Below are 12,597 nucleotides of genomic sequence, written 5' to 3'. Positions count from 1 at the left end.
GGTATTTTCTTCTTTGGATGTCAGAAGCGATAGTTCACGCCTGCGCGGACAACGCTGGCGCTATAGCCGTTTGATACGCCCGTAATTGCGAACTGGCTGGTCGACAGATCGATGTAGAGATATTCGAGCTTGGCGCTCCAGTTCGGCGTGAGGCCGACTTCCGCACCGGCACCGATGGTCCAGCCGGCGGTGGTGTGCGACTCCGTCCAGCCGAAGGTCTGCGCCCGCAGCTCGCCGAAGGCGAGGCCGGCGGTGCCGTAGAACAGCACGTTGTTGAACGCATAGCCGGCGCGGCCGCGCAGGGTGCCGAACCATGGGTTGGAGAATTTCCACGGCGCAAAGGTGTCGTCGGCGCCGGCGGCCTGGATGTCGCCCTCGACACCGAACACCCACGGGCCGTTCTGGAAATTGTAGCCGGCCTGCACACCGCCGACGAAGCCGGACGGCTTGGTGGGGTTGTTGTCGACCGAGCCCCATTGATAGCCGATGTTGCCGCCGAGATAGGGACCTGCCCAGCTATAGGCATTGAGCGGCTGATTGACGGTATAGGGCGCACGCTGCCCGTAATTGAGATCGGCGGCCTCTGCCGAAGCTGTCCAGCCGGCTGCAACCAACGCGGCTGCGCCCACAACGAGCCTCTTCATCACTCACTCCAACGCAACTGTCGCAACCGAGCGATGTCCGCGCCGCCGCGCGAGCAAAACCGGACGGTTACGGAACCAAGAACTTTTCGCGTAGGATTTATCGAGAGTTTTAAGTTAAAGGGCTGTTAAGTCGGGTTACCGCCCGCTTAACAGACTTAAGGAAGCGTTACCGGAAACTGGCCGCCATCCTCTTGCGTGCGGCATGGCCGGAACTTCAAATCGGCACCCCCAGCGCCTAAATTCGCCCCATGGTTCACGATTCCTCCGACAATCCGAACGACCGCGCGCGCAAGCCGCCGCAGGCTGCTGCGAGCGAGGCCCCGCCCGAGCGGCTGGCCGCGCCGGACGTCGATCCCGCGGCGGCAGGCGGCGACGACGAGGACGATGCGCTGCTGCCGGACATCCTGGAAGAGAGCGGCGCCGTCGGCGAAGGCCCGCTCGCGACCGGTCACGAGGCGATCGAGCGCGCGGTCCGCCTCGCGCCGACCTCGCCCGGCGTCTATCGCATGCTCAATGCGAACGCCGACGTGCTCTATGTCGGCAAGGCCAAGAACGTCAAAAAGCGCCTGTCCAGTTATGCGCGCCAGAGTGCGCCACTGCCGGCCCGCATCCTGCGCATGATCGCGGCCACCGTCACCGTGGAGATCGTCTCGACCACGACCGAGACCGAGGCGCTGCTGCTGGAAGCCAACCTCATCAAGCAGCTGCGGCCGCGCTTCAACGTGCAGCTGCGCGACGACAAATCGTTTCCCTACATCCTGATCACCGGCGACCATTGGGCGCCGCAGATCCTCAAGCATCGCGGTGCGCAGACCCGGCCCGGACGCTATTTCGGCCCGTTCGCCTCTGCCGGCGCGGTCAACCGCACCATCACGGCGCTGCAGCGGGCGTTCCTGATCCGCTCCTGCACCGATTCCTTCTTCGAGAGCCGCACCCGGCCCTGCCTGCTCCACCAGATCCGCCGCTGCGCCGGACCCTGCACCCGCGAGATCGATTTCGGCGGCTATTCAACGCTGGTGCGCGAGGCGAGCGACTTCCTATCCGGCAAGAGCCATGCGGTGAAGCAGGAGCTCGCCGGCGAGATGGAGAAGGCCTCGAACGAGCTCGAATTCGAGCGCGCCGCACTCTACCGCGACCGCCTCGCCGCGCTGTCGGCGATCCAGTCGCAGCAGGGCATCAACCCACGCACGGTGGAGGAAGCCGACGTGTTCGCCATCCACCAGGAGGGCGGCTTCTCCTGCGTCGAGGTGTTCTTCTTCCGCACCGGACAGAACTGGGGCAACCGCGCCTATTTTCCGCGCGCGGAGAAGAGCTTTACGCCCGAGGAAGTGCTGGGGTCCTTCCTGGCCCAGTTCTACGACGACAAGCCGCCGCCGAAGAACATCCTGCTCTCGCACGAGATCGAGGAGAGCGAGCTGCTCGCCAATGCGCTGTCGATCAAGGCCGGCCACAAGGTCGAGGTCACCGCGCCCAAGCGCGGCGAGAAGAAGGAGCTGGTCGCCCACGCACTGACCAATGCGCGCGAGGCGCTCGGCCGCAAGCTCGCGGACACGGCGACGCAAAGCCGCCTGCTCGAGGCCATGGCCGCGACGCTGAGCCTGCCGTACGTGCCCAAGCGCATCGAGGTCTACGACAACAGCCACATCCAGGGCACCAACGCGGTCGGTGCCATGATCGTCGCGGGCCCTGACGGCTTCGTGAAGAACCAGTACCGCAAGTTCAACATCAAGTCGGAAGGGATCACGCCCGGCGACGACTTCGCCATGATGCGCGAGGTGCTGGAGCGCCGCTTCAAGCGCCTGATCAACCCGCCCGAGGACGCCGCCACCAAGGCCAAGGACGACGATTTCCCGCAATGGCCCGACCTCGTCATCATCGACGGCGGCCGCGGCCAGCTCAACGCGGTGCGCGAGATCTTCGCCAATCTCGGCCTCACCCAGGTGTCGCTGATGTCGGTGGCCAAGGGGCCGGACCGGGATGCCGGCCGCGAGACCCTGTTCATGCCGGAACGCGAGGCGATCAAGCTGGAGCCGCGCGATCCCGTGCTCTATTTCATCCAGCGCCTGCGCGACGAGGCCCACCGTTTCGTCATCGGCTCGCACCGCAAGCTGCGCAAGAAGGACATCCGCGAGGCCGGCTTGCAGGAGATTCCGGGCATCGGCCCGTCACGCAAACGTGCCTTGCTGCATCATTTCGGCACCCTGAAAGAGATCGAGCGGGCCTCGATCGCCGATCTCGGCAAGGTTCCCGGGGTCAGCGCCGAGAGCGCCCGCAGGATTTTCGAGTATTTCCATCCCCAGCCGGGGTGAACTAAAGGAGGCGACGGTCATATGGTCGTCGCATCCTGCATCCCATTTGGGAGTGGAACGGTTGACCTTCAGGCTTGAGCGGTATTGGTAGGACGGATGAACATCGCCACGACACGAGGGACCACCAGCCGCGCGATGTCCCTCCCCAACATCCTGACCTACGGCCGGATCGCCGCGATCCCGGTCGTGGTCGGATGCATCTATGCGCAGTCGATTCTGGATCAGCCGCTCTGGCTGCGCTGGCTCGCGGTCGCCATTTTCATCGCCGCAGGGGTGACCGATTACCTCGACGGCTATTACGCGCGGATCTGGAATCAGCAATCGGCATTCGGCCGCATGCTCGATCCGATCGCCGACAAGCTGCTGGTCGCCTCCTGCCTGTTGATGCTCGCCGCGGACGGCATCATTCACGGCTGGTCGCTATGGGCCGCGATCGTGATCCTGTGCCGCGAGATCCTGGTCTCGGGCCTGCGCGAGTATCTGGCTGCGCTCCGCGTCAGCGTGCCCGTGACCAAGCTTGCGAAATGGAAGACCACGGTCCAGCTGGTAGCGATCGGGTTCCTGCTCGCGGGACCGGCCGGCGACGAGGTCGTGCCTGTGGTCTCGATGATTGGCCTCGCACTGCTGTGGGCCTCGGCGATCCTCACCATGTACACCGGTTACGACTATTTCCGCGCCGGCATCCATCACCTCATCAAGGAGGACGAGGGATGAAGGTGAAGTATTTCGCCTGGGTGCGCGAGCGCGTCGGCAAGGCCGAAGAGACGATCGAGCCGCCCGCGAGCGTGCGCACCGTCGAGGAGCTGATCGCCTGGCTCTCCGGCCAAAGCGAGGCTTATGCGCATGCGTTCGAGAAGCCGAAGGTGATCCGCGCCGCGATCGACCGCGCTCACGTCAAGCAGGACGCCGCCATTGCAGGCGCCCGCGAGGTCGCGTTCTTCCCGCCCATGACCGGCGGCTAGGCTCATGACCTGCCCCGTCACCATCCGTATCCAGGAAGACGATTTCGACATCGCGCGCGAGATCTCGGTTCTGACCGGCAGCCGGACCGATATCGGCGCTGTCGTGAGCTTCTCCGGGATCTGCCGCGCCGACGAGGACAGCGCCAACGTCGCGGCGCTGACGCTCGAACATTATCCCGGCATGGCGGAGGAAGAGATCAGGCGCCATGCCGACGAGGCCATTTCGCGCTGGCCGCTCAACGGCGTCACGGTGATCCACCGCGTCGGCCGCTTCATGCCGGGCCAGAACATCGTGCTGGTCGTGACCGCCTCGCAGCACCGGCAGGCGGCGTTCCAGGCGGCCGAGTTCCTGATGGACTATCTCAAGACCAGCGCGCCGTTCTGGAAGAAGGAAGAGAGCGCCACCGGCACCGGCTGGGTCGAGGCCCATGCCCGTGACGACGAAGCCGCCGCACGCTGGACGAAATCCTGATGGCTAAAGTTACGAAGAAGACCGCGCGCGGCCGCGCCGCGCCGAAGCTCGCGAAGGTGGGACCCGGCGAGCTTCTCACGCTGCTCGACTTCGTCCGTTACGCGGTGAGCCGCTTCGTCGAGGCGAAGCTCGCCTTCGCCCATGGCACGACCGATCCCGTCGCGGAAGCCGCGTTCCTGGTCTGCGAGGCGCTGCATCTCACTCCCGACCAGTTCGAGATCTTCGCCAACGCGCGCGTCACCGCCGCGGAAGGCAAGACCCTCCTCGATCTCATCCATCAGCGCGTCACGACGCGCAAACCGGCCGCCTATCTCGTCAACAAGATCTACATGCGCAGCCTGCCCTTCTATGTCGACGAGCGCGTCATTGTTCCGCGCTCCTTCATCGGCGAGCTCCTGGAGTCGCATTTCGGCGCCGACGGCGAGGCCGGATCGCTGATCGACGATGCGACGGCGGTCGAGCGCGTGCTCGATCTCTGCACGGGCTCGGGATGCCTTGCGATCCTCGCCGCGCATCATTTCCCGAACGCCACCGTCGACGCCGTCGACATCTCCAAGGGCGCGCTCGAGGTCGCTGCGCGCAATGTCGGCGAATACGGGCTCGAGGACCGGATCAGCCTCTATCGCGGCGACCTGTTCGCCCCGCTCGGCGCCAACAGATACGACCTGATCATCACCAACCCGCCCTACGTCGATGCCGAGGGCATGGCGGCATTGCCGCCGGAGTGCCGGGCCGAGCCGAAGCTCGCCTTCGATGGCGGCGCCGACGGTCTCGACGTGGTGCGCCGGATCCTGCGCGATGCGCCCGATCACCTGACGCCGCAGGGCGGGCTGATCTGCGAGATCGGCCGCGGCCGCGAGCTGGTCGACGAGGCCTTTCCGGAACTGCCGCTGCTCTGGCTCGACACCGAAGATTCCGAGGGCGAGGTGTTCTGGATCGCAGCCGCCGATCTCGCCTGATTCATCACGGCCGGTCACGCTCAATCGGAACAAGTCAAATATCGCCACGTTCATCCCCCGACGAATTTTCTAGTCCTTGGAGGATGTCCGCATGCTCGCGCCATCGGGCGAATTGCTGCGCGCCGGGATGGCGCTCAAGCTCAATCACGTCAAACGCGCTGCTCAATCCTATCTGCGTGACCAGACCAGCCAGGCCACGGGCAAGGTGACGTCTTACGCGGTGGCCGGCGGACTGTTCGCAGTCGCGGGCCTGTTCGTTGTCGCGGCGTTTTTCGTCGGACTGATCGCCTTGTACCGCTGGGTCGCGATCACCTACGGGCAATTCTGGGGATTTGGCGCGGTCGCCGCAGTGCTGCTGGTGCTGGCTGCGGTCTGTGCCGGCGTGGCCATGGCGCAGATGAAACGCAAGGCCAAGCCGGTGGTGCCGCTCGCGAGCCGTCTGCGCGTGGCGGTCGCCACGCCCCGGATCCCGCGTGGAACGGTCAAGGAGGCCGTGAAGGAGGTCGCAACGACGATTCCCCTCGCGCCGCTCGCACCGGGCGAGCGCGGCGGCATCAAGACCTGGCCGGCCCGCGCCAACCATCCCGTGCAGCTCGGCCTGATGCTCGCGGCGGTCGGCCTGGTCGGGCTGACGGCCGCCCGGCGGCGACGCAACAGGCGCAGTCTGGAGGCGTGATGCTGGCGCGGCGCTCCGAACAGATCGACTCCTGGCTGCTGGTGGCGGCGACGGCCGTGTTCGTGCTGACCGCGGAGCGCTACTTTCAGGATTCCGGCTTGGCGAGGCCCGGGCCTCCGCCAGACCACCGCAAGGGCGAAGCGAATTCCCCGGAAACGCACCCGGCCGGCGCGGCGATGCAGCCGGGCCGCGGCCGCCGGGCGAAAAGCCCGTTCGAGATCCCCTGGGCGGGCTGGAAGGATATTTTCTGGCGGACCTATCAGCGCATCGACGAGGATCGCCTGCTCGCGACGGCGGGCGGCGTCGTCTTCTTCGGCCTGCTCGCGCTCTTCCCCGCCGTCACCGCACTCGTCTCCTCCTATGCCCTGTTTGCCGATCCCGCGACGATCAGCGCCAACCTCCAGACGCTTGCGACCATGCTGCCCGAGGGCTCGTTCCAGATCGTCGAGGACCAGGTCGCGCGCGTGGTGTCGAACGGCAATACGACGCTCGGTGTCACCTTCCTGGTCGGCCTGCTGCTTGCGATCTGGAGCGCCAATGCCGGCGTCAAGGCGATCTTCGACGCCCTCAACGTCGCCTATGAGGAACGCGAGAAGCGCAGCTTCATCCAGCTGAACATGATCTCGCTGGCCTTCACCGTCGGCGGCATCGTGGCGCTGCTGTTGATGGTGGGAGCCGTCGTCGCCTTCCCGCTTGCGCTCAATCATCTCGGCATGGCGCCGGAAAGCAAGCTGATCGTGGCGCTGGCACGATGGCCGCTGCTGTTCGTCATCCTGCTGGTCGCACTCGCCATTCTCTACCGCTTCGCGCCCAGCCGTGACGCGCCGCGCTGGCAATGGCTGAGCCTCGGCGCCGTGATGGCCGCGATCCTCTGGATCGCAGGCTCTGCCCTGCTGTCCTGGTATCTCTCGGAATTCGCCAATTACAACGCGACCTACGGCTCTCTGGGCGCGGCGATCGGCCTGATGATGTGGATGTGGATGTCGGCGATCGTCATCATGTTCGGCGCCGAGCTGAATTCGGAGATCGAGCGGCAGACGCTCAAGGACACCACCGAGGGGTCTCCCAAGCCGCTCGGCACCCGCGACGCCGTCTCCGCCGACACGGTCGGCGCCACCGCGCCATTTTGATCGGTGGCGGTCGGGCCGGAGCTGGCCCGACCGCATCTCGGGCGCGGTCAGCGCTTGGTGATCACGGCTTCCAGATATTCGCTGTGCACCACGATCGTGCCGTCATCGGCGTGGTTGAACTCCCCGAGCAGCGCCAGCAGATCGCGCGTCAGCGCGGCCTGGCCGCTCGCGTCGAGCGCAGCAAACGCCTTCAGCGTGGGCCCGTAGAACGTCTTGAAGATGTCGAGCCAATGGTCCGGCGAGCGATAGCGGAACACGAACATGCGCGGCTCGGCGGCGATCTCCGCGGCCACGCCGCCGAACATTTCCTCGAGCCGTGCCGTCGTGCCCCACATGGCGGGCGATTTCACGCCCGCCGGCGGCGGCAAATGCTTGCCGATGGTCTTGAACAGCTGGCCGATGAAGCCTTGCGGCGTCCAGTTGGCAAGACCGATCTTGCCGCCGGATTTGCAGACCCGCGCGAGCTCGGACGCGGCCTTGTCCTGATCCGGGGTGAACATCACGCCGAAAGTGGAGAGCACGACGTCGAAGCTGGCGTCGGCAAACGGCAGCGCTTCGGCATCCGCCTCGCGGAACTCGACGGTGAGATGTTCGGCCATCGCGCGCTCGCGCCCGCGCTTGAGCAGCGCCGGCACGTAGTCGGTGGATGTGACGTCGCACCAGCGCCGCGCCGCTGCCAGCGTCGCATTGCCGTTGCCGGCGGCGACGTCCAGCACCTTGCTGCCGGCGCGCAAGTCGATGGCCTCGCAGAGCTGTTCCCCGACGATCTGCAAGGTGGTGCCGACCACGGCATAGTCGCCCGACGACCAGGCGCCGTGCTGGCGCTGCTTGACGGCGGCAAGATCGGGTTGGGGGGCAGCTGGCTTGAGGGCGGCGGATGTCGACATGGCAATCTCCTGCGGTTGAACGCCGGGACGATAGAGCGCATGCGGCTCGCTGGCCTTGAGGGCGGCATGATTTTCCGCTGAGAGCGTCTTGATTTCCGCACCGGAGCCGCAGAGGCCGTGCGAGGTTTCGCAGCCGCTGCCTCGAAAGCTTTCGGCCGCGGACCGACCGGGCTGCGAAACAGCCACTATCCCCTCGAATCAACAATGATGTTAGGCTCATGGATGCTTGGGGGAGCATGAGGCGTGACGGAGTCGAGCGCGACCCGTGTTTTCCCGGGTGAAGCAGTCAGCTCTTAAAGGCATAACGCGCGGCATGATTCGCATTTCGACGATCTTCATCGCCATCTGCATGGTCCTGGTCGCGGCCTCGCTCGGGCTCGTGCTCTATTCGGTCGCCGGCATCAGCGGAACGGAATCGGCGATTGTGGCGCTGACCGCGCTGACCTTCCTGATCCTCTACAACGCGGTGTCGATGCGACTGCGCGACCGCAGCGACGTCGGCGGCCAGATCGCCGACCTGTCGCGCGGCACCGCCGACCTCGCCCGCCAGGTGGCCGAGTTCGGCCGCCGGCTGGCTGCCATCGAGAGCCGCATCGCCTCGTCGAATTCGACCAATTCCGACCGAATCCAGTCGGTCATCGGCGAGATCAACGAACTGGGCGGATTGGTCAGGCAGCTCGCCACCACCGTCGCGGCCCATGAGGATCTGCTCGCCGGCCACGCGCCGGCGCCCGCACCCGCCCCGGTCACGCGGCCCGAGCCGGAAACGCCGATCGATCTGGCTGCCCCCTTCGAGGAGAAGCCGTTCGCTCCTCCTCCGCTTCCGGAGCCCCCGCCACGGCCGGCGCCGCCGCCGGTCCAGGTCCAAGCGGCCAGCCCGGTTCAGGCCGCCAATGGACGCAACCAGACCCAGTTGCTGGCGACGCTGCGCAATGCGGTCGACGAGAATCGCATCGATATCTTCCTGCAGCCGATGGTGACGCTGCCGCAGCGCAAGGTGCGGTTCTACGAGGCGGTGACGCGCCTGCGCGACGAGCGCGACCAGTTGATCGCGGCCGAGGAGTTCATCAGCATCGCAGAAGCCTCGGGCCTGATCGGGCGCATCGACAACATGGTGATGCTGCGCTGCGTGCAGGTGCTGCGGCGCCTGATGGTGCGCAACAAGGACGTCGGCGTGTTCTGCAACGTCGCCGCCTCCACGCTCGGCAACTCCACCACGTTTGCCCAATGCCTCGATTTCCTCGAAGCCAACCGCGCGCTGGCGCCCGCGCTGGTGCTGGAGTTCAAGCAGTCGACCTTCCGCAATCTCGGTCCGGCCGAGACCGAGAACCTCGCGGCACTGGCCCAGCGCGGCTTCCGTTTCTCGATCGACCATGTCACGGATTTGCGCATCGAGCCGCGCGAGCTGGCCGATCGTGGGGTCCGCTTCATCAAGGTGCCGGCCGCGCTGCTGCTCGATCCCAAGCAGGCTTCCGCCTCCGACATCCACCCCTCCGACCTCTCCGACCTGCTGGGCCGCTTCGGCATCGACCTGATCGCCGAACGGATCGAAGGCGAGCGCGCGGTGGTCGACCTGCTCGACTATGACGTGCGGTTCGGCCAAGGGTTCCTGTTCGCACCGCCCCGGCCATTGCGGCCCGAAGGGGCATCTGCTACCGGCGGGGCCTCGCCGAACCAGGCGCAGGACATTCAGGGATCCAATGGCTCCGCCACACCCAGCTCAGGCGCAACTTCTGCTGCGCCTCCGTCCCAACGCATCACAGGCAACGCGGCGCTCGCGCGCCGCATCTGATCGGCCGCGCACGTCATGACCGCGCTGCATTATGCCGAAGGCCTGCGCGAGCTCGTGGGCGGTGTGGAGGTCGTGCTCAGCGACATCTGGGGCGTGGTCCATAACGGGCTGGAATCCTTCCCCGAGGCCTGCGAGGCGCTGCACACCTATCGCAGCCGCGGCGGTACGGTGATCCTGATCACCAACGCGCCGCGCCCGGCCGACTCCGTGCAGCGGCAATTGCGCAAGCTCGGCGTCCCCGATGAGACCTATGACGCGATCGTCTCTTCAGGCGATCTGACCCGGCTCTACGTCGCCGAGCATCCCGGCCGCAAGATGTTCTGGCTCGGCCCCGAGCGCGACAACTCGATCTACCGCGGCCTCGATGCGGCGACCGCACCGCTGGAGGAGGCCGATTACATCGTCTGCACCGGCCTCTACGACGACGAGACCGAGACGGCGGAAGACTATCGCGGCATGATGCTGAAGGCGCGCGAGCGCAAGCTGACGCTGGTCTGCGCCAACCCCGACATCGTGGTGGAGCGCGGCGACCGGCTGATCTACTGCGCCGGCGCGATCGCCGAGCTCTACCGCGAGCTCGGCGGCGAGGTGATCTTCTATGGCAAGCCGCACCGGCCGATCTACGAGCGCGCCATGGCGCTCGCCGGGGAGCGACAAGGCTACCAGATCGACCGGAAGAAGGTGCTGGCGATCGGCGATTCCGTCCGCACCGACTTAACCGGCGCCCGCGAATTCGGCATCGACTGCCTGTTCGTCACCCGTGGCATCCATGCCGAGGAGTTCGAGGGCCTCGACCAGCTCGACCCGAATTCGGTGATGGAGCTGTTCGGCCACCCGCCGAAGGCGCTGATGCGCGAATTGAAGTGGTAGAAAATATCGTGCCCCGGACGCAGCTCGAAGAGCTGCAGAGCCGGGGCCTAGAAGCCGTAAGCGATGTCGTGGGATAGACTGGGTCCCGGCTCAGCGTCGCGTCACTAACGTGCCGCGCCTTGTCCGGGACACGATCGCGCTTACGCGCTCGCCATGTCCGGGAAGACCGCCTCGATCTTGGTCTTCAGCGTCGCCGCGTTGAACGGCTTGACGATGTAATTGTTCACGCCGGCCTTCTTGGCCGCGATCACGTTCTCGGTCTTCGATTCCGCGGTGATCATGATGAAGGGCGTGGTGGCGAGGTTCGGATCCGCGCGGACTTCGCGCAAGAGGTCGTAGCCCGTCATCGGCTCCATGTTCCAGTCGGAGATCACGAGCCCGTACTTCTTGCCGCGCATCTTGTTCAGCGCTGCCGAACCGTCGCTGGCATCATCGATGTTCTCAAAGCCAAGCTGCTTCAGCAGATTCCGGATGATACGGATCATGGTGCTGTAGTCATCCACCACCAGAACCGGCATCGACAAATCAACCGCCATCTCGACTCCCCCAACGCAAACCAAGGAATATTACGATCGGACCTGCCAGGCCGGCGCCCGGCAGTTCCACGCCTCAAGCACTAGCACCAAGGCCTTAAACAGCGCGTTAACTGCGGGCAGCTCCGAAGGACTGAAATCGTGTTCAATGTCTGCCCGCCCCGCCGCTTGACTTCGCACGGCCGGTCGCGCCACGGTCCGGGCCGGTCCTGCCCGGTTCGAGAATTCCCCTGATGGCTCCGCCTTTTACCGTCATCCGCGATACAACGCCGGATTCCGCGATTCCAAGGGGCGCCGTGGTCGCCATGGGCAATTTCGACGGCGTTCACCTCGGCCATCGCGCCGTCATCGCGGCTGCCCTGGAGATGGGCAGGGCGCATGGCCGCCCTGCGCTGGCATTGACCTTCGAGCCGCATCCGCGGCGGTTTTTCAGTCCCAACACCCCGCAATTCCGCCTGACGGACGAGCGGGCCAAGCTGCGGCTTCTGGCTGGCACCGGGCTTGCCGGCGCCGTGGTCATGACCTTCGACAAGGCCCGTGCCGGAACCAGCGCGCAAGATTTCATTCACCATGACCTGATCGGGCGTCTCGGGGTCAGCGGCATTGCCGTCGGCTACGACTTCCATTTCGGCAAGGGTCGGGTCGGCTCGCCCAGCCTTCTCGTCAACGAGGCGCCCCGGCTCGGCATCGAGGTCGACGTGCAGGCGCATGTCGATATCGACGAACGGCCGGTCTCCTCCAGCGCGATCCGGATCGCCCTTGCCGAGGGCCAGCTCGACGAGGCCACGACCATGCTGGGCGCGCCCTGGTTCATCACCGGCGAGGTGATCCACGGTGAAAAGCGCGGCCGCGATCTCGGCTATCCCACCGCCAACATCCGCCTGGACGCCAATTGCGGCCTCAAGCATGGCATCTACGCGGTGCGGGTCGGCCGCGGCCAGGGAAAGGATCAGGAGCGTCTGGACGGGGTGGCCAGCTTCGGCCGCCGCCCGACCTTCGACAATGGCGCTCCGCTCCTCGAAATCTTCCTGTTCGACTTCAAGGGCGACCTCTACGGACTGGCGCTCGACTGCGCCTTCATCGGCTTCATCCGCGAGGAGCTGAAATTCGATGGTGTAGAGGCCCTGATCCGGCAGATGGACGACGATTCCGCCCGCGCCCGCGCCATGCTCGCCGCCGCGCCGGACGCGTTTCCGCGGCTGGGCGCGATCGATTGAGCCGAAACCGGACTCGCCGGCCCTTTGCGCTTCCTCCGCCCCCCTGCTATGGAGAGCCCATGTTTGCGCGGCGCATCATAGGGATTAGCGGCCCGGCTTCCGCCTGAGCCTGAAGGCTCGGCGCAAGACCGGGATTTCGTCGTTTC

At 65.9% G+C, this 12,597-nt stretch carries 13 protein-coding genes; 10 read left to right on the top strand and 3 right to left on the bottom strand.

All coding sequences use genetic code 11. From position 1 onward, the window contains the following. Positions 1 to 20: 20 nt before the first annotated feature. Positions 21 to 644, bottom strand: coding sequence for an outer membrane protein (locus DCG74_RS09265; RefSeq protein ID WP_172788769.1), 624 nt, complete (start codon positions 642 to 644; stop codon positions 21 to 23). 248 nt (positions 645 to 892) lie between these two features. Here DCG74_RS09265 and uvrC point away from each other — a divergent pair, with 248 nt between their 5' ends. From uvrC to DCG74_RS09230, 7 genes are all read left to right on the top strand, one after another. Then, positions 893 to 2,953: an excinuclease ABC subunit UvrC gene (gene uvrC, locus DCG74_RS09260; RefSeq protein WP_172788770.1), complete on the top strand. Its 2,061-nt coding sequence runs from the start codon at positions 893 to 895 to the stop codon at positions 2,951 to 2,953. Between the two features lie 96 nt (positions 2,954 to 3,049). Continuing rightward, the gene (gene pgsA, locus DCG74_RS09255) at positions 3,050 to 3,667 is read left to right on the top strand and encodes a CDP-diacylglycerol--glycerol-3-phosphate 3-phosphatidyltransferase (RefSeq protein ID WP_172788771.1); all 618 of its coding nucleotides are present in this window, start codon (positions 3,050 to 3,052) and stop codon (positions 3,665 to 3,667) included. Continuing rightward, positions 3,664 to 3,915: a molybdopterin converting factor subunit 1 gene (gene moaD, locus DCG74_RS09250; protein ID WP_172788772.1), complete on the top strand. Its 252-nt coding sequence runs from the start codon at positions 3,664 to 3,666 to the stop codon at positions 3,913 to 3,915. The genes pgsA and moaD overlap by 4 nt, the downstream gene beginning before the upstream one ends. A gap of 4 nt (positions 3,916 to 3,919) precedes the next feature. Next, positions 3,920 to 4,387 (top strand): molybdenum cofactor biosynthesis protein MoaE, encoded by a 468-nt coding sequence (locus DCG74_RS09245; RefSeq protein ID WP_172788773.1) that lies wholly within the window; start codon positions 3,920 to 3,922, stop codon positions 4,385 to 4,387. Further along, positions 4,387 to 5,346, top strand: a complete 960-nt coding sequence (gene prmB, locus DCG74_RS09240; protein WP_172788774.1) for a 50S ribosomal protein L3 N(5)-glutamine methyltransferase — start codon at positions 4,387 to 4,389, stop codon at positions 5,344 to 5,346. The genes DCG74_RS09245 and prmB overlap by 1 nt, the downstream gene beginning before the upstream one ends. A 91-nt stretch (positions 5,347 to 5,437) precedes the next feature. Beyond that, on the top strand, positions 5,438 to 6,022 hold the full coding sequence (locus tag DCG74_RS09235; RefSeq protein ID WP_172788775.1) for a phage holin family protein: 585 nt from the start codon (positions 5,438 to 5,440) through the stop codon (positions 6,020 to 6,022). Further along, the gene (locus tag DCG74_RS09230; protein ID WP_172788776.1) at positions 6,022 to 7,152 is read left to right on the top strand and encodes a YihY/virulence factor BrkB family protein; all 1,131 of its coding nucleotides are present in this window, start codon (positions 6,022 to 6,024) and stop codon (positions 7,150 to 7,152) included. Before DCG74_RS09235 ends, DCG74_RS09230 begins: the two co-directional genes overlap by 1 nt. A gap of 47 nt (positions 7,153 to 7,199) precedes the next feature. Here DCG74_RS09230 and DCG74_RS09225 read toward each other — a convergent pair whose 3' ends face one another. Beyond that, positions 7,200 to 8,039 carry a class I SAM-dependent methyltransferase gene (locus DCG74_RS09225; RefSeq protein WP_172788777.1) on the bottom strand — a complete coding sequence of 280 codons (840 nt, stop codon included), beginning with the start codon at positions 8,037 to 8,039 and terminating at the stop codon, positions 7,200 to 7,202. A 313-nt stretch (positions 8,040 to 8,352) separates the two neighbouring features. Here DCG74_RS09225 and DCG74_RS09220 point away from each other — a divergent pair, with 313 nt between their 5' ends. Further along, positions 8,353 to 9,831, top strand: coding sequence for an EAL domain-containing protein (locus tag DCG74_RS09220; protein WP_172788778.1), 1,479 nt, complete (start codon positions 8,353 to 8,355; stop codon positions 9,829 to 9,831). Positions 9,832 to 9,846: 15 nt separating this feature from the next. Further along, positions 9,847 to 10,701 carry a TIGR01459 family HAD-type hydrolase gene (locus DCG74_RS09215; protein ID WP_172788779.1) on the top strand — a complete coding sequence of 285 codons (855 nt, stop codon included), beginning with the start codon at positions 9,847 to 9,849 and terminating at the stop codon, positions 10,699 to 10,701. A 140-nt stretch (positions 10,702 to 10,841) separates the two neighbouring features. Here DCG74_RS09215 and DCG74_RS09210 read toward each other — a convergent pair whose 3' ends face one another. Next, on the bottom strand, positions 10,842 to 11,237 hold the full coding sequence (locus DCG74_RS09210; protein ID WP_008567674.1) for a response regulator: 396 nt from the start codon (positions 11,235 to 11,237) through the stop codon (positions 10,842 to 10,844). A gap of 230 nt (positions 11,238 to 11,467) precedes the next feature. Between DCG74_RS09210 and DCG74_RS09205 the strand changes: the two genes are divergently transcribed. Beyond that, the gene (locus DCG74_RS09205) at positions 11,468 to 12,451 is read left to right on the top strand and encodes a bifunctional riboflavin kinase/FAD synthetase (RefSeq protein ID WP_172788780.1); all 984 of its coding nucleotides are present in this window, start codon (positions 11,468 to 11,470) and stop codon (positions 12,449 to 12,451) included. The last annotated feature ends 146 nt before the right edge of the window (positions 12,452 to 12,597 follow it).

Origin of the sequence: Bradyrhizobium sp. WBAH42 (assembly GCF_024585265.1) — a bacterium.
GTDB lineage: Bacteria > Pseudomonadota > Alphaproteobacteria > Rhizobiales > Xanthobacteraceae > Bradyrhizobium.
Note: the sequence above shows the minus strand (reverse complement) of the source record. Positions and strands in the feature narration are given on the sequence as shown.

Coding starts and splice junctions, on each gene's coding strand:
- DCG74_RS09265 (WP_172788769.1), bottom strand. CDS start 644: ATGAAGAGGCTCGTTGTGGGCGCAGCCGCGTTGGTTGCAGCCGGCTGG.
- uvrC (WP_172788770.1), top strand. CDS start 893: ATGGTTCACGATTCCTCCGACAATCCGAACGACCGCGCGCGCAAGCCG.
- pgsA (WP_172788771.1), top strand. CDS start 3,050: ATGAACATCGCCACGACACGAGGGACCACCAGCCGCGCGATGTCCCTC.
- moaD (WP_172788772.1), top strand. CDS start 3,664: ATGAAGGTGAAGTATTTCGCCTGGGTGCGCGAGCGCGTCGGCAAGGCC.
- DCG74_RS09245 (WP_172788773.1), top strand. CDS start 3,920: ATGACCTGCCCCGTCACCATCCGTATCCAGGAAGACGATTTCGACATC.
- prmB (WP_172788774.1), top strand. CDS start 4,387: ATGGCTAAAGTTACGAAGAAGACCGCGCGCGGCCGCGCCGCGCCGAAG.
- DCG74_RS09235 (WP_172788775.1), top strand. CDS start 5,438: ATGCTCGCGCCATCGGGCGAATTGCTGCGCGCCGGGATGGCGCTCAAG.
- DCG74_RS09230 (WP_172788776.1), top strand. CDS start 6,022: ATGCTGGCGCGGCGCTCCGAACAGATCGACTCCTGGCTGCTGGTGGCG.
- DCG74_RS09225 (WP_172788777.1), bottom strand. CDS start 8,039: ATGTCGACATCCGCCGCCCTCAAGCCAGCTGCCCCCCAACCCGATCTT.
- DCG74_RS09220 (WP_172788778.1), top strand. CDS start 8,353: ATGATTCGCATTTCGACGATCTTCATCGCCATCTGCATGGTCCTGGTC.
- DCG74_RS09215 (WP_172788779.1), top strand. CDS start 9,847: ATGACCGCGCTGCATTATGCCGAAGGCCTGCGCGAGCTCGTGGGCGGT.
- DCG74_RS09210 (WP_008567674.1), bottom strand. CDS start 11,237: ATGGCGGTTGATTTGTCGATGCCGGTTCTGGTGGTGGATGACTACAGC.
- DCG74_RS09205 (WP_172788780.1), top strand. CDS start 11,468: ATGGCTCCGCCTTTTACCGTCATCCGCGATACAACGCCGGATTCCGCG.